17 protein-coding genes and 1 other RNA gene are annotated in these 19,062 nt (G+C 50.6%); 10 read left to right on the top strand and 8 right to left on the bottom strand.

Annotation, left to right across the window (positions count from 1 at the left end; genetic code table 11):
- The first annotated feature begins 250 nt into the window (after positions 1-250).
- The 5 genes from tkt to mscS all read left to right on the top strand — a co-directional run bounded on the left by tkt (position 251) and on the right by mscS (position 7,500).
- Complete coding sequence (tkt, locus tag ACXAGQ_RS05015) at positions 251-2,245, top strand: transketolase (protein ID WP_475238367.1); 1,995 nt, start codon at positions 251-253, stop codon at positions 2,243-2,245.
- Between the two features lie 274 nt (positions 2,246-2,519).
- Entirely contained in the window at positions 2,520-3,560 is a 1,041-nt protein-coding gene (epd, locus tag ACXAGQ_RS05010) for an erythrose-4-phosphate dehydrogenase (protein WP_475252266.1), read from the top strand.
- An 86-nt stretch (positions 3,561-3,646) separates the two neighbouring features.
- Positions 3,647-4,810, top strand: a complete 1,164-nt coding sequence (locus ACXAGQ_RS05005) for a phosphoglycerate kinase (protein ID WP_475238370.1) — start codon at positions 3,647-3,649, stop codon at positions 4,808-4,810.
- 151 nt (positions 4,811-4,961) lie between these two features.
- Positions 4,962-6,038: a class II fructose-bisphosphate aldolase gene (gene fbaA, locus ACXAGQ_RS05000; RefSeq protein ID WP_475252264.1), complete on the top strand. Its 1,077-nt coding sequence runs from the start codon at positions 4,962-4,964 to the stop codon at positions 6,036-6,038.
- Between the two features lie 538 nt (positions 6,039-6,576).
- Positions 6,577-7,500 (top strand): small-conductance mechanosensitive channel MscS, encoded by a 924-nt coding sequence (gene mscS, locus ACXAGQ_RS04995; RefSeq protein ID WP_475252262.1) that lies wholly within the window; start codon positions 6,577-6,579, stop codon positions 7,498-7,500.
- A 60-nt stretch (positions 7,501-7,560) separates the two neighbouring features.
- Here the strand turns inward: mscS and ACXAGQ_RS04990 are convergent, their stop codons facing one another.
- Both ACXAGQ_RS04990 and ACXAGQ_RS04985 read right to left on the bottom strand, forming a co-directional pair.
- On the bottom strand, positions 7,561-8,067 hold the full coding sequence (locus tag ACXAGQ_RS04990) for a YbaK/EbsC family protein (RefSeq protein ID WP_317524293.1): 507 nt from the start codon (positions 8,065-8,067) through the stop codon (positions 7,561-7,563).
- Complete coding sequence (locus ACXAGQ_RS04985; RefSeq protein WP_475252260.1) at positions 8,057-8,689, bottom strand: LysE/ArgO family amino acid transporter; 633 nt, start codon at positions 8,687-8,689, stop codon at positions 8,057-8,059. Before ACXAGQ_RS04985 ends, ACXAGQ_RS04990 begins: the two co-directional genes overlap by 11 nt.
- 177 nt (positions 8,690-8,866) lie before the next feature.
- Between ACXAGQ_RS04985 and ACXAGQ_RS04980 the strand changes: the two genes are divergently transcribed.
- Together ACXAGQ_RS04980 and ACXAGQ_RS04975 are read left to right on the top strand one after the other, a co-directional pair.
- Positions 8,867-9,763 (top strand): LysR family transcriptional regulator ArgP, encoded by an 897-nt coding sequence (locus tag ACXAGQ_RS04980; RefSeq protein WP_475252258.1) that lies wholly within the window; start codon positions 8,867-8,869, stop codon positions 9,761-9,763.
- 104 nt (positions 9,764-9,867) lie between these two features.
- Complete coding sequence (locus tag ACXAGQ_RS04975; RefSeq protein WP_475252256.1) at positions 9,868-10,566, top strand: oxidative stress defense protein; 699 nt, start codon at positions 9,868-9,870, stop codon at positions 10,564-10,566.
- A 243-nt stretch (positions 10,567-10,809) separates the two neighbouring features.
- Here ACXAGQ_RS04975 and ACXAGQ_RS04970 read toward each other — a convergent pair whose 3' ends face one another.
- From ACXAGQ_RS04970 to zapA, 6 genes are all read right to left on the bottom strand, one after another.
- Positions 10,810-11,844 carry an IS110 family RNA-guided transposase gene (locus tag ACXAGQ_RS04970; RefSeq protein ID WP_475251581.1) on the bottom strand — a complete coding sequence of 345 codons (1,035 nt, stop codon included), beginning with the start codon at positions 11,842-11,844 and terminating at the stop codon, positions 10,810-10,812.
- A 147-nt stretch (positions 11,845-11,991) separates the two neighbouring features.
- Complete coding sequence (gene serA, locus ACXAGQ_RS04965; protein WP_475252254.1) at positions 11,992-13,221, bottom strand: phosphoglycerate dehydrogenase; 1,230 nt, start codon at positions 13,219-13,221, stop codon at positions 11,992-11,994.
- A gap of 276 nt (positions 13,222-13,497) precedes the next feature.
- On the bottom strand, positions 13,498-14,157 hold the full coding sequence (rpiA, locus tag ACXAGQ_RS04960; RefSeq protein WP_475252252.1) for a ribose-5-phosphate isomerase RpiA: 660 nt from the start codon (positions 14,155-14,157) through the stop codon (positions 13,498-13,500).
- 232 nt (positions 14,158-14,389) lie between these two features.
- Entirely contained in the window at positions 14,390-14,992 is a 603-nt protein-coding gene (locus tag ACXAGQ_RS04955) for a 5-formyltetrahydrofolate cyclo-ligase (protein ID WP_475252250.1), read from the bottom strand.
- Between the two features lie 84 nt (positions 14,993-15,076).
- Positions 15,077-15,259, bottom strand: a non-coding RNA gene (ssrS, locus tag ACXAGQ_RS04950) — 6S RNA.
- A 7-nt stretch (positions 15,260-15,266) separates the two neighbouring features.
- A complete protein-coding gene (gene zapA, locus ACXAGQ_RS04945) occupies positions 15,267-15,569 on the bottom strand; it encodes a cell division protein ZapA (RefSeq protein ID WP_317524301.1) in 303 nt (100 codons plus the stop codon).
- Between the two features lie 265 nt (positions 15,570-15,834).
- Between zapA and ACXAGQ_RS04940 the strand changes: the two genes are divergently transcribed.
- Genes ACXAGQ_RS04940 through ACXAGQ_RS04930 form a run of 3 tightly spaced genes read left to right on the top strand, consistent with a single transcriptional unit; the run spans position 15,835 to position 18,888 of the window.
- On the top strand, positions 15,835-16,461 hold the full coding sequence (locus ACXAGQ_RS04940; RefSeq protein ID WP_475252248.1) for a UPF0149 family protein: 627 nt from the start codon (positions 15,835-15,837) through the stop codon (positions 16,459-16,461).
- A gap of 28 nt (positions 16,462-16,489) precedes the next feature.
- Positions 16,490-17,677, top strand: a complete 1,188-nt coding sequence (gene ubiH, locus ACXAGQ_RS04935; protein ID WP_475252246.1) for a 2-octaprenyl-6-methoxyphenyl hydroxylase — start codon at positions 16,490-16,492, stop codon at positions 17,675-17,677.
- Positions 17,678-17,679: 2 nt separating this feature from the next.
- Complete coding sequence (locus ACXAGQ_RS04930; protein ID WP_475252244.1) at positions 17,680-18,888, top strand: FAD-dependent 2-octaprenylphenol hydroxylase; 1,209 nt, start codon at positions 17,680-17,682, stop codon at positions 18,886-18,888.
- Positions 18,889-19,062 lie beyond the last annotated feature (174 nt).

The following is a 19,062-nucleotide window of genomic DNA, read 5'->3' as shown; positions in this document are numbered from 1 at the left end:
GAGTAGGGTTACTAAACTTAAGCTTTAAGCAAACGTTTCCCCTGTAACGCTTTTATTACAGTTAGTTGCCTCATTACCCTAGGGGTTAATATCATCATTACCTTGATATAGAACTCATTTTTCTCAGGAAATCGTTTGCAGTCATAGCCCAGTCTTTGCGACAATACCCGCCCGCCGAACTGCGGCTTGCCTGAACCAATGACGGTGAAGGGAGCCGAATATTCAACGTCTACGAATTTCTGGAGCAGACATGTCTTCTCGTAAAGATCTTGCTAATGCAATCCGTGCCCTGAGCATGGACGGTGTTCAACAAGCTAACTCTGGCCACCCGGGTGCACCTATGGGTATGGCTGATATCGCTGAAGTACTGTGGCGTGGCCACATGAACCACAACCCACAAAACCCTGAGTGGGCTGACCGCGACCGTTTCATCCTGTCGAACGGCCATGGTTCAATGCTGATTTACTCTCTGCTTCACCTGACTGGCTACGATCTGTCTATCGATGATCTGAAAAACTTCCGCCAGCTACACTCAAAAACACCGGGTCACCCAGAATACGGTTACGCACCGGGTGTTGAAACAACCACTGGCCCACTAGGCCAGGGCATCACTAACGGTGTGGGTATGGCGATGGCTGAAAAAGCCCTTGCAGCCCAGTTCAACCGCGAAGGCCACGATATCGTTGACCACCACACTTACGTGTTCATGGGCGACGGCTGTCTGATGGAAGGTATCTCTCACGAAGCGTGTTCTCTAGCCGGTACTCTAGGCCTAGGCAAACTAATCGCATTCTGGGATGACAACGGCATCTCTATCGACGGTGAAGTTGAAGGCTGGTTCTCTGACGATACGCCTAAGCGTTTCGAGTCATACGGCTGGCACGTAATTCCAGCAGTAGACGGTCACGATGCAGACGCGATCAACGCGGCTATCGAAGCAGCTAAAGCGGATCCGCGTCCAACGTTGATCTGTACTAAGACTATCATCGGTTTTGGTTCGCCAAACAAAGCGGGCTCGCACGACTGTCACGGTGCGCCACTAGGCCACGATGAAATCGCTGCGGCACGCGAGTTCCTAGGCTGGAACCACGGCCCATTCGAAATCCCTGCAGACATCGCAGCTGAGTGGGATGCGAAAGAAGCAGGCGCAGCTAAAGAAGCGGCTTGGAACGAGAAGTTCGAAGCATACGCAGCGGCTTACCCTGAGCTAGCGGCTGAGTACAAGCGTCGTGTAAACGGTGAGCTACCAGCGCAGTGGGAAGAGAAAGCAAACGCAATCATTGCTGATCTGCAAGCTAACCCAGCGAACATCGCTTCTCGTAAAGCTTCTCAGAACGCACTAGAAGCGTTCGGCCAGATGCTACCAGAGTTCATGGGCGGCTCGGCTGACCTAGCACCTTCAAACCTGACTATGTGGTCTGGTTCTAAGTCGCTAGAAGCCAACGACTTCTCTGGTAACTACATCCATTACGGTGTACGTGAGTTCGGCATGACTGCAATCATGAACGGTATCGCGCTACACGGTGGTTTCGTACCATACGGTGCAACCTTCCTAATGTTCATGGAATACGCGCGTAACGCAATGCGTATGGCAGCACTGATGAAAGTGCAGAACATCCAGGTTTACACCCACGACTCTATCGGTCTGGGTGAAGATGGCCCAACTCACCAGCCGGTTGAGCAGATGGCATCGCTACGCCTGACGCCGAACATGAGCACATGGCGCCCATGTGACCAGGTTGAGTCTGCAGTAGCATGGAAACTGGCTATCGAGCGCAAAGACGGCCCAACGTCTCTGATCTTCTCGCGCCAGAACCTAGCTCAGCAGGAGCGCAGCGAAGCACAGGTTGCTGACATCGCTAAGGGTGCTTATATCCTGAAAGATTGCGAAGGCAAGCCTGAGCTTATCCTTATAGCAACGGGCTCTGAAGTGGAGCTAGCGGTAGAAGCGGCTGCACAGCTAACTGCAGAAGGCAAGAAAGTACGCGTTGTTTCAATGCCATCTACTGATGCATTCGACAAGCAAGATGCTGCTTACCGTGAAGCGGTTCTACCATCAGATGTAACGGCTCGTGTTGCTATCGAAGCGGGTATTGCTGACTTCTGGTACAAGTACGTAGGTTTCAACGGCCGTATCATCGGTATGACGACCTTCGGCGAATCAGCACCTGCTGGCGAGCTATTTAAGATGTTCGGTTTCACCACTGAAAACGTGGTAAACACAGCGAAAGAATTGCTGGCATAAGCTTAGTCTGAACTAAACCGCTTAGCGCGTTGCGCAAGGCGATTTATTTCGAAGGATGAAAAAAAGACCCCTTGATGGGGTCTTTTTTTATATGAAGTGAGATCTCTGTCACGCCATAATTTGCTGCCAAAGACCAGCATAAATACAAGGTTTTAACTCTAAGGTCATGAAATATTAGCTTTTTGTTCTGTTGGGTGATTCTGCTCACATTTATGGTGATTATCAGCAAGGCTTGTTATACACTATCGCGGCTTATTAATTTTGTAGCACGGATATGACACTAAAAGTCGCAATTAATGGATTTGGCCGTATTGGTCGCAGTGTGCTTCGCGCACTGTACGAGAGCGGTAAAGATCATCACATCGACGTCGTGGCGGTCAACGAACTGGCTGAGCCGGAAGCAATGGCTCATCTGCTGCAGTATGACACCAGCCATGGACGCTTTTTCAAGCCTGTCAGCCATGATCAGGAGCATTTGTTTATTGCTCATGAAAACGGCGACAAGGACAGTATCCGTATTCTCCACCAAAGCGACATTCACCTATTGCCCTGGAAAGACCTCGACATCGATATTGTCTTGGACTGTACCGGCATCTTCGGTAGCCGTGCTGACGGCGAAGCCCACATCAAAGCGGGCGCCAACAAAGTGTTGTTTTCCCACCCTGCTGCAAATGATATCGACAATACCATTATCTATGGTGTGAACCATGACTCGCTCAAAGCCGAGCATCACATTGTCTCCAACGGCTCTTGCACCACCAACTGTATTGTCCCTGTTATCAAGGTACTGGATGAAGCCTTCGGGATTGAATCCGGCACCATTACCACTATCCACTCGGCGATGAATGACCAGCAGGTCATCGATGCTTACCACAGCGACTTGCGCCGAACCCGAGCTGCTAGCCAGTCAATTATTCCCGTTGATACTAAACTTCATTTGGGCATTGGTCGTATCTTTCCGAAATTTTCCGACAAATTCGAAGCCATCTCTGTGCGCGTACCGACAATTAACGTTACCGCGATGGATTTAAGTGTCACTGTAAAAACAAATGTGAAAGTTAATGACATAAATCAATCACTGGCCGAGGCGTCTCGTTGTACATTAGATGGCATAGTGGATTACACAGAAGCGCCACTTGTCTCAATAGACTTCAATCACGATCCCCATAGCGCGATTGTCGACGGCACTCAGACCCGTGTAAGTAACCAGCACCTTATCAAGCTGTTGGTCTGGTGTGATAACGAATGGGGATTCGCCAACCGGATGCTAGACACCGCCTTGGCAATGCAGGCAGTCGATAAGGCCGCCGAGTAATAGATGTAAGAATTATTGGGCTTGGCAGTGACGCCGGGCCGACAAAAACTTTGATTTTAAATTAATTAATGTTGAGAGGACAAACCATGTCTGTAATCAAGATGACTGATCTGGAACTTGCGGGTAAACGCGTATTCATCCGTGCTGACCTAAACGTTCCTGTGAAAGACGGTAAAGTAACTTCTGATGCGCGTATCCTTGCGTCTCTACCAACTATCAAGCAGTGCCTAGAAGCTGGCGCTAAAGTAATGGTTACTTCTCACCTAGGTCGTCCAACTGAAGGCGAGTACGCGGAAGAGTTCTCTCTACAGCCTGTTGTTAACTACCTAAACGACGCGCTAGATTGCGAAGTTAAGCTAGCAAAAGACTACCTAGACGGTCTTGAGCTGAACGCTGGCGAGCTAGTTGTTCTTGAAAACGTTCGCTTCAACAAAGGCGAGAAGAAGAACGAAGAAGCACTTTCTAAGCAGTACGCTGCACTATGTGACGTATTCGTAATGGACGCATTCGGTACGGCTCACCGTGCACAAGCGTCTACTCACGGTGTAGGTACTTACGCACCAGTAGCATGTGCTGGTCCTCTTCTTGCTGCTGAGCTAGAAGCACTAGGCAAAGCAATGGACAACCCAGAGCGTCCACTAGTTGCTATCGTTGGTGGTTCAAAAGTTTCTACTAAGCTAACTGTACTTGAGTCGCTATCTAAAGTTGCTGACCAGCTAGTTGTTGGCGGTGGTATCGCGAACACATTCATCGCAGCTGAAGGCCACAACGTAGGTAAGTCTCTATACGAAGCTGACCTAGTTGAAACTGCTCAGAAACTCATGAAAGAGTGTGCAATCCCAGTTGCTACTGACGTTGCTTGTGCAAAAGCATTCGACGAGAACGCTGAAGCGGAAATCAAGAGCGTGACTGAAGTTGCTGACGACGACATGATCTTCGACCTAGGTCCTGAGTCAACTGCTGCTCTTGCTGAGATCATCGGCAACGCGAAAACTATCCTTTGGAATGGCCCTGTAGGCGTATTCGAGTTCAAGAACTTCGAAGCGGGTACTGCTGGTATCTCTAAAGCAATCGCTGAATCTGCAGGCTTCTCTGTAGCAGGCGGTGGTGACACTCTAGCAGCTATCGACAAGTTCGGTATCAAGGCTGACGTTTCTTACATCTCTACAGGTGGCGGTGCGTTCCTTGAGTTCGTTGAAGGCAAAGTACTTCCAGCGGTTGCAATGCTTGAAGAGCGTGCTAAAGCTTAAGTAATTTGAGTGCGGGAGTTCCGTCCAATAAAGAGCTTCCGCCTTTTATCTGATTGTGAATAAGGTCATGTTTTTGTAGAATATGGCCGATCGCAATCGATTGCACAGATTTATATTTATATAAGACAACAAGGCAAATAGGACTATTGTTATGTCTAAGATCTTCGATTTTGTAAAACCTGGTGTTATTTCTGGCGACGACGTACAGAAAGTATTTGAAGTAGCGAAAGAAAACAAATTCGCTCTTCCAGCGGTTAACGTTGTTAACACTGACTCTGTAAACTCTGTACTAGAAGCTGCTGCTAAAGTTAAAGCACCAGTTGTTGTTCAGTTCTCTAACGGCGGTGCTGCATTCTTCGCTGGTAAAGGTCTGAAACTAGAAGGTCAGGAAGCACAGATCATGGGTGCTGTAGCTGGTGCGAAATACGTACACGCTGTTGCTGAGTCTTACGGTGTGCCAGTTATCCTTCACACTGACCACGCTGCTAAGAAGCTTCTTCCATGGATCGACGGTCTACTAGACGCGGGTGAAGAGTTCTTCGCGCAAACTGGTAAGCCTCTATTCTCTTCTCACATGATTGACCTTTCTGAAGAGTCTCTAGAAGAGAACATCGAAATCTCTGGTAAGTACCTAGAGCGCATGGCTAAGATGGGCATGACTCTTGAGATCGAACTAGGTTGTACTGGTGGTGAAGAAGACGGCGTAGACAACACTGATATGGATCAGTCTGAGCTATACACTTCTCCAGAAGACGTAGCTTACGCTTACGAGAAACTAAACGCTATCAGCCCACGTTTCACTATCGCTGCTTCTTTCGGTAACGTACACGGTGTATACAAGCCAGGTAACGTTGTTCTAACTCCAACTATCCTACGTGACTCTCAAGCATACTGTGCTGAGAAATTCGGTATCGCTGGTAACGCTCTGAACTTCGTATTCCACGGTGGTTCTGGTTCTTCTCAGGAAGAAATCGAAGAGTCAATCGACTACGGTGTTATCAAAATGAACATCGATACTGATACTCAGTGGGCTACATGGGATGGCGTTCGTGCGTACGAAGCTGAAAACCGTGACTTCCTACAGGGTCAGATCGGTAACCCAACTGGCGAAGACGCGCCTAACAAGAAATACTACGATCCACGCGTATGGCTACGTGCTGGTCAGGTTGGTATGGTTAACCGTCTTGAGCAAGCTTTCAAAGACCTTAACGCTATCGACGTACTATAAGTTACGTTTAGCTTAAAGCTTTGTAAAAAACCCGCTTCGGCGGGTTTTTTTATGCCTGTCATTTGTTTGTGAACTTGCTCATATTTTTGTTGGCGTTTTTTGAGCCGAGGAGTATTATCCGGCGCGAAAAAGAGCTTTCAAGGCTCAACAAAATCAATAAATCACTGTTATAGTGGTGATTGCATAATACCAAACTTACTAATAATCTGAGCATATCAGAGCCTTCTCTGCCGTTTGAGAGCAATCCAAATTGATGCTGATATAGTCGCTTTACATCAAGGCAATTTGGGGCAGATATCGAGCGGCAGAATGGCTCCCGAAGGGCGAGTTTAAAAGGAACCGTTACTGTGTTGCTTGATTTTGATGGATATGAATACACCGGCAATCAAGCGCCTTGTATCTGTCCCTTTTTATTCTCGCTGATAAGCCAGAATATTAGTAAGTTTGGTATAAATTCACATAAATAAGCCTATGATTATTTGTGCTCCCGCGGGGTTTTTTGCGGGAAAGGAAATAACATTTGCAGGATGAGAAAGGTATGAGTGAGAGTAGTGTTACAGATACCGTAACGGATACCGTCACTGGTGTTGCGGATACGGTAGTGGATACCATCAAGGATAATGAACTAACAACAGGTGTGCTGAATGCAGGGACCTGGGTCGCGGACAACCAGGAGTTGTTGATCCAGTACGGGGTGAATATTCTCTCTGCGCTAGTCATCCTGTTTATTGGTAATATCATTACCAAGAGCATCGCAAACGGTGTGGCCAAGGTGCTGCGTCGCAAAGACATGGATGAAGCGGTCGTTGAGTTCTTGCACTCGCTTGTTCGCTACCTTCTGTTTGTTATTGTGCTGATCGCCGCACTTGGTCGTGTTGGTGTGCAGACAGCCTCTGTGGTTGCTGTGATCGGTGCCGCCGGTTTGGCTGTTGGTCTGGCATTGCAGGGCTCGCTGTCAAACTTCGCAGCTGGTGTGTTGATTGTTGCCTTCCGCCCGTTCAAGTCCGGTGACTTTGTCGAGATTGGCGGTGTGTCTGGCTCGGTCGAATCTATTCAGGTGTTCTCGACTATCTTGAATACCCCGGATAACAAGATGGTGGTAGTACCGAATGCGGGCGTCATTGGTGGCCCGATCACCAACTACTCACGCCATAAAACCCGCCGTATCGACTTGGTCATTGGTGTGTCTTACGATGCCGATCTGAAGCACACCAAGGCGGTCTTGAACCGGGTGATCGAAGCTGACGATCGTATTCTGAAAGATCCTGAGCCAACAGTAGGTGTACTGGCATTGGCCGATTCATCGGTGAACTTCGCCGTGCGTCCGTGGGTGAATACCGTAGACTACTGGGCGGTATACTTCGACTTGCTGCAGGCCATCAAGGAAGAGCTGGACAAAGAGAACATCGGAATTCCGTATCCGCAGATGGATGTTCATCTCAACAAGGTCCTCGAGAAGTAAAATTCGTATCAATAAAAATGGAGCCGCAAGGCTCCATTTTTTTATCCTGCTCTAACGGGCTTATACTTCTGATTCAGCAGGTAAGGGCAAAACCTGGTTGGGTAAGGCAGTCAGCAACTTATCAAGATCTGAGGCGGCAAATGCAAAGGTCATATCGGGCTTGCCTGGTGTGAACATCAAGTCCTGGTAGCTGTATACGATAGGGTCAACCAGCAGGGTGATATCGGCAGGTAGACCGAAAGGACACACTGCCCCCGGCGCGCAGCCAATGGCATCAATCATCTCTTCATGGCTACAGACTGATACCCGCTTGCCCAGTACCTGCTTGACCAACTTGCTGTTGAGCCGGCTGTCACGGTGGGTCAGCAGCAGGCAATGGCCGCCCCCTTTGACCTTCATGAACAGGCTTTTGGTCGGGGCGGCTGTCCAGCCGAGCTCCTTACCGATCCGCTCATCAGCTTCGAAATCGAGGATCGGCTCGTGCTGCCATTGCTGGTAGCTGACATTGGCTTGGCTGAATAGCGCCAGATTAGACTGGTAGATGTGCTCTATTTTCTCAGGCTGCATATTGACTCCATAATCCTTGCGCCAGGTGAATCGCGATGAAGAACATCATAGCGGCAACGGCCAGATCAATTCCGCGCTTTACCTTAGGTTTTGATAATGTCGGGCCCAATTTCGCGGCACCCATCGACAGGGTATAGAACCAGGCAAACGAGGCTAGGATAGTCCCGATGGCAAAAGCGACACGGTCGTTTCCTTCAAACTGGCCGCCGATAGAGCCGAGGATCACCACGGTATCGAGGTACATATGTGGGTTCAATACGGTTACCGCTAATGCCCCTAGAATTACGGCTCGACGACCACGGGCCAGTACCTCTTTGTTTTTCTCTTGCTCGGATGGCTGGCGCAGGGCACTGCTCATGGACAGGCAGCCGTAAAAGGTCAGGAACAGGATACCGCCGATTGTTACGCTGGCCAGCAGGGTTTCATTGCTTGAGAGCAACGTACCGCCGCCGAAGATCCCCAGGCTGATAAACAGGGTATCGAGGATACTGCAGACCGTTGCGGTCGTGAGATGGTGGTTACGCTTGATCCCCTGGTTGAGTACAAAGGCGTTCTGTGCCCCGATTGGAATAATCATCGATGCCCCGAGTCCAAATCCTTGTAATAACGCCCAAATGCTCATTTTACTGCTTACCTTATCGTTTGTTTTTTACCGCAACTCCCGTCTTTGGGGGGCTGTAGTGAATGTGATGGCGCAAGCATACTCCTGCCGCTAATGTTAAGTACAACTAATAAAATTTATGTAATATTAGAGTTTCTAATGAGGTGGTTTTGTGGTCATAAAACGGGGTGAAAAAGGATGCGGGGACTGGATTACCGGTGGATTGAAGCGCTCGATGCGGTGATATCGCAAAGGGGCTTTGAGCGGGCGGCAGAGTATCTGTGCATTACCCAGTCGGCGGTATCGCAACGGATCAAGCAGCTGGAAAAATTGATGGCCCAGCCAATGCTGGTAAGGGCACAACCGCCGCGGCCTACGGCGGCAGGGCAAAAAATGCTGGGGCTATACCGCAGGGTAAGGCTACTCGAGCAAGAGCTTTTACCTGAGCTGACGCCGGATGACAGCAGTCAGCCCTTATCCGTGTCTATCGCCACTAATGCTGACAGCCTGGCAACCTGGTTGCTGCCGGCGCTGAGCCCTTTGCTGCGCTCGCGGCGGATAGAGCTCAACTTAATGATTGAAGACGAAGCCCGTACCCTGGATAAGCTGCGTAGTGGTGAAGTGGTCGGGGCGATCAGTATGGAGTCCACCCCGATGCCCGGCTGTGTCGCAGATTACCTCGGTAGGGTAGACTTCCTTTGTGTTGCCAGCCCATCTTTTGCCGATAAGTATTTTGCTGAGGGGGTAAACCGCGACACCTTGCTGGCTGCACCCGGGGTGGCGTTTGATCATCATGATGATATGCATGAGCGTTTTATTCATCAGCATTTCAATTTGCCGTTCGGCAGCGTGATGAAGCATACGGTACGCTCATCTGAGGCATTTGTCCGGATGGCTGTCGAAGGGATTGCCTATTGTCTGATACCGCGGATCCAAATTCAGCAGGAGCTGGACTCGGGCACGCTGGTCAATCTGACCCCCGATATTTTTCTGACCCGCCGAATGTACTGGCACCACTGGGCACTGGAAAGCGGGGTATTGTCAGATCTATCTGAACAACTGACCCAATATGCAGGGAAGGTACTACCCCAATAAAACAATGTACAAAAAATTTCTCTTTCAAGGGAATTATTTGTCTTAGCCTGTTGTCATATGGACAAAGCATCAAAAAACAGACTCGGATAACAGGAATAAGACAGATGAAAAAACAATTTATCGCAGTGATGTTAGGGTTGGGTTTAATGGGCACCAGTGGTATCGCTGCGGCCTCGGTCAGTGTTCCACATTTGCAGACAACCGGTAACGGTGAAGTGACGGCCCAGCCGGATATGGCAGTATTTGCCGTGGCAGTAGAAGAAATCCGTCCGACAGCCAAAGAAGCCAAGCAAGCGGTGGATAAAGCGGTGGAAGCTTTCGTTGCACGTTTGCTTGATGAAGGCATCGAGCGTAACCAGATCCAAAGCGCGAATATCAGCCTCCAGCCTCAGTACCATTACCCGAAAGACAAAGAGCCTGAGCTCAAGGGCTACCGTGCCAGCCGCCATGTGACGGTGACGGTCAATGAACTAGACAACCTCAACACCTACCTAGATAGCGCGTTGGGCGATGGTATCAACCGTATCAATAACATCGAGCTGAAAGTAAGCAATGAAGACGAGTACCTTGAGCAAGCACGTCAGGCTGCGATCAAAGATGCTATCGCCAAAGCTGAATCATTGGCCAAAGGGTTTGGCGAGTCATTGGATGGTGTATGGCAAATTTCATATCAGGCCAGCCAGCCACGCCCGATGATGATGCGTATGGCGATGGACGCTGCGCCGGAAAATGCAGTGAGCTACCAAGATACTGAAATCACCATCCGCGACAGGGTCGAGGTGGTGTTTAAGCTTGAGGAGTAATAGATCCTAGAACCTGGGTTCTTATATGGACTCCCTTGGGAAATCAACAAAGAAAAAAACCAAAACAAGGTATAGATGCGCACTTATATACGGGCTTCTTTGGGGAGCTACCCCGCCCTAAAATGTAGTCGCACCAGTAAGCTAACTCTAGGAAGCGGTATTTAGGTACCTCAGAACCCATCTAGCTTTTACTGGTCGGTCTTACCTGTTTTACATCGCTCTTTGCAGATTATGAGCAGTGTACTAAGTCAACTCAACTGGCTGGTACACTGAGTCATTCTTTAATATCGCATACGCTGTACGCACTGTCTTATTGGCAAGGGCTACCGCGGCTATCTTCTGTCCCCTTCTCATGACTAATGCTTGGAGCCATTGTTCTTTATGCGTTCTCGCTGGACGTTTCATTACCTGAGTAATGACTGAAAGCGCTCCTTGAAAAAGTGTTGAACGAAGTCGCTTGTCTGCACTGTACTTTGAGATATTGATTATCCGTTCTTGGCCACCAGAACTATGCTGCCTTGGGGTGAGACCTATATTGGCTGAAGCCTGCCTGCCATTGGCAAAGCTCTCTCCTCGTCCTAGTTTGACGGCTAAACCTATTGCACATATCGGCCCAACGCCTTCAAGCTTCATCAACTTTTGGCAAACATTGTTCGACTTTACCGTGGCTTCAAGCTGCTTTTCTAAGGCTTCGGTATGTTCAATCTGGGCAAGGAGGTGTTCCCATAATCGGTGTAACATTTCCCTAAAACTACCAGGTAACCGGTTATCCCCATCTTCGAGAATATAGGGTATTTTCTCTCTCAAGCTTTTGAGGCCTTTTGGAGCGACGATACCAAACTCGGCTAATAGCCCTCTAATTTGATTACTTTGTGCAATTTGATGGGACGTTGCTAATTGGCGGGCTCGCTCTAAGGATTGCAGTGCCTGTTCATCGGCCGATTGGACACGGACACTAGGGATATGGGCTTGAGCAGCAGCAACAGCTATTGCCAATGCATCATTCCTATCCGTTTTCTGCTTGATTTGGAAAGCCTTAACAGCTCGGGCATTGATGACTTTTACTTCATGCCCGAGCTCAGCAGCATACCTTGCCCAATAATGGGAACTACTGCAGGCTTCCATTGCGACTAAAGCCACTTTCTCGTTAGCAAGCAGCTCCTTGAGCTTTGCCCGGGTCATTTCCCGATTGAAGAATACTTTGCCTTGCGGGCTTCGCTTGCAAACTTGGAAAACATTCTTTGCTAAGTCGATGGCCAATGTATTAAGGTCGTTCATGTATGGACTCCTTTTGGCTAATCTTTCGTCGGATTAAGACCGTAACTCCTCAGGGAGAGGGAGTCCATACATCTAGGAACTCGTATCTAGGATCTAACAAAAAGGAGAGCATCAGCTCTCCTTTGTCGTTTAGGTCGTCGCTCTTGCTTAGTGCAGGATACGGGCGCGGATTGTACCGTCGATCGCTTTTAGCTTGGTAAGGGCATGCTCAGAGCGCTCGGTTTCGACATCGATAACCACGTAGCCGATTTCAGGACCTGTTTGCAGGTACTGGGCGGCGATGTTGATCCCTTCCTCGGCAAAGATGGTGGTGATCTGGTTAAGGATCCCTGGGCGGTTTTCGTGAATGTGCAGCAAGCGCGAGCAGTCTTTGTGCTCTGGTAGCGATACTTCAGGGAAACCAACCGCAGACAAGGTTGAGCCGTTGTCTGAGTATTTCGCCATCTTGCCTGCGACTTCTATACCGATATTGGCCTGGGCTTCCTGGGTCGATCCGCCGATATGCGGGGTCAGCAGTACGTTGTCGAATTTAGCCAGCGGGCTCTCGAACGGATCGTTGTTGGTTTTCGGCTCAACCGGGAACACATCGATTGCGGCGCCGGCAATATGATTGCTTTCCAGCGCACTGCACAGCGAATCAATCTCGACCACGGTACCTCGGGCGGCGTTGATGAAGATAGCTCCCGGTTTCATGCGGGCAAATTCCTCGGCACCCATCATGTCTTGGGTTTCTGGAGTTTCCGGTACGTGCAGGCTGATCACGTCACATTTGTTCAGCAGCTCGGTCATTGATGGTACCTGGGTGGCATTACCCAGTGACAGCTTGTTTTCGATGTCGTAGAAGTACACCTTCATCCCGAGGTTTTCTGCCAGGATACCTAGCTGGGTACCGATATGGCCGTAACCGATAATACCCAGGCGCTTGCCGCGGGCTTCGAAGGAGTGGTCGGCAGACTTGAACCATTCGCCGCGGTGGGCCTTGGCATTTTTCTCCGGGATCCCGCGTAACAGCAACAGGATTTCCCCCAGTACCAGCTCGGCTACACTTCGGGTATTGGAGAACGGTGCGTTGAACACCGGAATACCGCGCTTGGCCGCTGCACTCAGATCAACTTGGTTGGTCCCGATGCAGAAACATCCCACCGCAATTAGTTTTTTCGCGGCAGAGAAGACTTCTTCAGTTAGCTGGGTTCGGGAGCGGATGCCGACAAAATGGGCGTCCTCAATGGCGGAAAGCAGCTCGTCACCGGAAAGGGAGCCTTTGTGGTATTCGATATTGCTGTAGCCTGCCTGCTGTAGCACCTCAATTGCAGAAGGGTGAACACCTTCTAACAGCAGGATCTTTATTTTGTCTTTTTCCAGTGAAACTCTAGCCATTGATACTCATCCTTAACGCTGGGGGCTGAGGGGCTCATGGGAGCCAGATAGAGGCAGGAAAAGGAAGGAATAGATTTCCTGTATACGGGCTGTCCATGAGCACCACATTCGTTTGCTTACATGCTCTGCCAGTTAAGTTACCAAAAAATGACCAGAATGGGTAAGAATATTACAGGATTGATAATAAAAAACGGCATATATTATGCCGTTTTGAAAGTGGGTAACGCATAAAGCGCCTTTTAGCCAGTAAACTAAGGCAAAAAAGGGGCTAGGCGATTACTTTTCGAATTTTTTCACGCCTTCAGGGCAGCCGACTAGCAATACGTCAGCACCGCGGTGGGCAAATAGGCCAACTGTGACTACGCCTGGAAGGGCATTGATCTTGTCTTCCATGTCTTTTGCATCGGTGATTGCCATGTTGTGGACATCCAGGATCACGTTGCCGTTGTCGGTTACGCAGCCTTCGCGGTATTCAGGATCGCCACCTAGTTTAACCAGCTCACGGCCGATGTAAGAGCGAGCCATTGGGATCACTTCAACAGGAAGCGGGAATGTACCCAGCACATCAACTTGCTTAGTGTCATCGACGATACAGATGAACTGCTTGGCAATAGCAGCAACGATTTTCTCGCGGGTCAGGGCTGCGCCGCCGCCTTTGATCATGTCGTATTCGCCGTTGATTTCGTCAGCGCCATCAACGTACACATCCAGGCTAGAGACTTCGTTGGCATCAAAAACAGGAATGCCGATTTGCTCAAGGCGCTCGGTAGAAGCCACTGAGCTTGATACTGCACCTTTGATTTCTTCTTTGCGGGTAGCCAAAGCATCGATGAAGTGATTAACCGTCGAGCCAGTACCGACACCGACAATGCTGCCTTTCTTAACGTATTCTAGAGCAGCCCAGCCAGCAGCTTTTTTCATTTCATCTTGTGTCATGCTTATCTCCTAGTGATGACAAACGTTGCGCGGAGCGCTGATTATAGCCAAATCACGGTCTGGCGTCAGTCCCTATCTGGCTTGATAACTGCAACCTAAGTTGGAGCAAAAAGACAATTCTATTAATAACATAGGGTTAAGCGGTGGGATGTGGCACAGAAAAAACAAACGTTTGCGTCGGGTGCTGGATAATCAACCTGGAAATTGACTGGATTGTGTCATGAACGGGGGCTTACCAACGAAAATGGTATGACGGGGTAATGATTTCCGGCAGCGGCACGTCCCAGGCTTCAAAGGGCAGGCTGTCGACCTGCTGGCAATCATGGGCCAAACCTACCGGACGTGGACCACGCTGCTCACTGTGCCACAGGCTAAGGGTACGGTCGTAATAGCCGCCGCCCATGCCAAGCCGCTGGCCGGTATTGTCAAAAGCCACCAAGGGGGTGCAAATGATATCCAGTTCGGGGATTGGCTTGACCAGCCGGATATCCAACGCGGGCTCTTGGATCCCATAGCGGTTGGTGGACATACGCGTTGCCGGTGTGTAGTGGAGGAAAAGCAGGTGCCCTTTGCTGAAAGGGTGGAGGACCGGTAAATAGACGTCTTTTCCCTGTTGCCACAGCCATTCGATCACCGGCATCGTGTCCAGTTCGCCGTCATTGGCAAGGTATAGGGCTACGTGCTGGGCATTGAGAATACTGGTGGCCTGCTTGCAGTGTTCGAGTAAGTCCCATGCGGCGGCGTCTTGCTGAACAGGTGTTAGCTGGCGTCTGCGCTCTCGGGTTTGCTGGCGAAGGTGTTGCCGGGTGGCTGATGCAGGTACCGCAGATCTCATAGGTCGTCCAGTGACAAAAGGTTCTGTGGGAAAGAGGGTCGATGGCAGCCAACACGGGTTGTGCTTCTGGCTTCATCTGAAAAGGTATGCCCCAAGGTGCCGTTGCGAATTGTGGCCCTTGAACCAGATGTTCAAGGTGGATCAGCAACATTAACCGTAGGCTTCTCGGTACGGGCCGAGCATGCTCAATAGCTAATCAAAGCTGATCCTGGGTTTTTGCTTATCGGCTCGGGGACGTTAATCCGCTGACGCACACCCCAGGGTCAATTCATTATCAACGCTTTGGCTGATATTGCAATGCTTTCTCCAATAAATCTTCCATCTCATTGATTCTATTGGATAGTTTTTCAGCATTGCGCTGTTGTTCATTGCGCTCGCTATGCAACTCGTTACAAATATTCAAACCGGTAAACATCAGCAGCTGTTCGGCGTTGGTGATTTTGGTGCGCTCTGAAAGATCTTTCAAGCGTTGGTCAAAATCGGCGGCTGCTGCGCGCAGGGCATCTTCCTGGCCTGCTGGGCAATTCACCTTGAAGGTGCGGCCATATACCTGAATTTCTACTGCCTGGTTACTCATAAATGTTTAATCTGCTCCGTGCCAGATCGTCCAGTTTGGCATTCTGCTGCGATATGCGCTAGGAGGCCAATATAGAAAAAGCCCTATCAACATGCAAGCGGGCCCGTCATGCTTTAGACCTAAATCTGTCTAATTAATCAGATATTAACCAGATTGAGGCAAACATCAGCCTCAGACTATATAAATGGCGAGTGACTGATCTTTTGTATAAGTGGTAGCATACCACAAAGACGATTTACACCCACGACAATAAGGTGAACAGCCCATGAGCGACGTAAAACTTCCTGCCTACGAAACCCTGGAGCCAATGCTGAAAGAGCAAGGTTTGGCCGTGACTCCGTCGGAGCTGCATGGCCTTCTCTGCGGGATGATCTGCGGTGGTATGGCTGTTGACGGAGAGCAGTGGCTGGCCCCGGTTAGCGATTATGCCAACCAGGGCGATACGCTGACCGATGGCGCAAAAATGGTGGTCCGCTCGGTATTTGATGCCGCCTCGGCTGAGCTGGGCGGTTTGACCCAGACCCTGTTCACATCAACGGCGGCAGAGCTGGCTGATATGGATTTCACCGTAGAGCTTCTGCTGCCAGCTGAAAGCAGTGAGCTGATGCTGCGTGGCGAAGCTCTAAGTGAGTGGGTGACCAATTTTATTTCGGGTCTTGGCCTGATGGGTATGGACAAGAAGCAGTTGTCTGACGATGTGACCGAAGCGGTCGCAGCGCTGGAAGAGATTGCCCAGCTAGGTATCGACGAAGACGAAGATATGCAGGAGCAGGCAATGCTGTTCGACAACGTGGTGGCTTATGTACCGGAGTGCGTGCTGACGTGCCTGGTTGGCCTGAGCCAGCGCGGTGATGTTGAAGACGAAGCCGCAGACAAACCTACCCTCCACTAAGCACAGGATTGACAGTTAAGGGACGGATGTGAAGCAGTACGATGTCGTGATAGCCGGCGGTGCAATGGCCGGCGCAACCTTGGCAATTGCATTGGATAAATTCGGTGGCGGCAAGCTCAAGATTGCCGTTGTAGAAGCGGTGGAACCGAAACTGGATCTCCACCCCGGCTATGATGCGCGCAGTATTGCCCTGTCACTGGGCTCGGCGCAACTGCTAGACAGTATTGACTGTTGGCAGACACTGTCGGCTGTAGCGACAGCTATCTCGCAGATCCATGTTTCCGATCGAGGTCATGCCGGTATGGTTCACCTTGATGCCCGTGAACAGGCGGTAGATGCCCTGGGGTATGTGGTTGAGCTGGCCGATGCCGGTCGGATCTTTCACCAGAAATTGGCTGAGTTGGATCAGGTTGATCTGCTTTGTCCTGCGAAGATCGCCGAGATCGAGCGCCACCAACACAGCGTTGATTTGGTACTGGACAATGGTAAGCCGTTGCAGAGCCGTTTGGTCGTAGCGGCTGACGGCGCCCTGTCATCAGTCTGTGAGATGCTGGGGCTAGGCCGTAGTGAGCACGATTTCGAACAGGTAGCGGTAATTGCCAATGTTAGCACTGATGAGGCACATCAGGGCAGGGCGTTCGAGCGCTTTACCCCGCATGGTCCAGTGGCTTTGCTGCCAATGTCGGAAGGGCGCAGCTCACTGGTTTGGTGTATCCGGCCGGACGCTCAAGCTGAAGTGATGGGCTGGAGTGATGAAGAATTCCTTGCTCAGTTACAGCATGCATTCGGCTGGCGTTTGGGTCGCTTGAACCACACTGGTGTGCGTCATGCCTATCCGTTGCTGTTGCGCCAGTCCCAACTTTTGACTTCGCACCGGATCGCTGTGGTTGGTAACGCGGCACAGACTCTACATCCGATCGCCGGCCAAGGTTTTAACCTCGGCTTGCGTGATGTGATGAGCTTGGCCGAAGAGGTTTGCCTGGAATGGGCTGTCTCAAAGGATGCCGGACATACCCGAGCCTTGAGCTGTTATCGCCAGCGCAGGGAGCCCGATCGCGAGGCTACCGTAGGGATGACCGCGGGATTGGTCGGTGTGTTTGCTAATGACAGCATGCCTTTCGTTGCTGGCCGTAATCTTGGCCTGATGGCGATGGACTGTGTAGATGTATTGAAAGCCCCGCTGGTTCGGCGGGCGATGGGACAGGTAGATAGATAATCATGATGCAAAGTGTTGATGTCGCTATTATCGGCGGCGGAATGGTCGGTCTGACTCTAGCGGCCGCCTTGGCGGATACCGAACTGCGGGTAGCGGTAATTGAAGGTAAATTACCAGAACCTGAGTTGGCATCGCTGCCAGATGTCCGGGTATCGGCGTTGAGCCGTGCCAGTGAGCGGATCCTGCGTCGTGTCGGTGCCTGGGAGGGGATTGCTGCCCGGCGGATGGCTCCGTATAGCAAGATGCAGGTCTGGGAGCAGGATAGCTTTGCAAATATTGCCTTTGATGCGGCGCGGTTGGCCCAACCGGATTTGGGGCATATCGTGGAAAACCGGGTGATCCAGCTCTCTTTAATGGACTGTGTTAAACAGCTGCCTAATGTCACTCTGCTGGCGCCGGAGCGTTGCCAGAGTATTGCCTTTGGCGAGAGCGAGGCCTGGCTGAGCTTGGAATCGGGCAAAAACCTGACCGCCAAGCTGGTGGTGGGAGCTGATGGTGCTAATTCTTGGGTTCGTCAGCAGTTGGACATCCCCCTGACCCACTGGGATTACGGTCATAGTGCCTTAGTCGCCAATATTCGCTGTCGTGAGGCGCACCAAGATACCGCCCGTCAAATCTTCCGCCCGGAAGGTCCATTGGCCTTTTTGCCTTTGGCTGAGCCGGATCTGTGCTCTATTGTTTGGTCATTGCCGCCAGAAGAAGCCAGTCGGATGTGTGAGTTGCCTGAACAGGAGTTCAACAAGCGATTGACTGCGGCATTCGACAACCGCCTTGGCCTGTGCCGGGTTGAAGGGGAGCGCCAGGCTTTCCCGCTGAAAATGCGTTATGCCCGTGATTTTGTCCGTGAGCGTGTGGCACTGGTCGGCGATGCGGCCCATACCATTCACCCATTGGCGGGGCAGGGGGTCAACCTTGGCCTGCTGGATGCCGCGAGCTTGGCCCAGGAGCTCAAGCAGCTATGGCTGGCCGAGAAAGATATTGGCCGCCAGGGTCACCTGCGCCAATACGAGCGCTGGCGCAAAGCGGAAGCAGCAAAAATGATTGCGGCGATGCAAGGGTTTAGGGACTTATTCGATGGTAGCCATCCGGCCAAGAAGTTGGTACGTGACCTGGGCATGCTGTTTGCCGACAAGGCGCCAGGCCTGAAAGATGAGTTCATGCGCCGTGCGCTGGGGCTAAGCGGCGAACTGCCTGAGTTGGCCCGTTACTGATGCCAATGCACGACTAACCTGGTTGCTGGGCTAAGATTGAAAACCGTCTTTTTAGGCGGTTTTTTTGTGTCATTTATCACTATGGCAAAGGGTTGTTAAGTGTTTAATAACAACTACTTAAGTTAATTTTATTACCTTGTTCTACGGAAATGACAAAAAATTGTTATCCAATTT

The sequence above is a fragment of the Photobacterium sp. ABD4_091 genome, assembly GCF_056160145.1.
The sequence above is the reverse complement of the archived record's forward strand: the minus strand, read 5'-3'. Positions and strand labels throughout refer to the sequence as shown.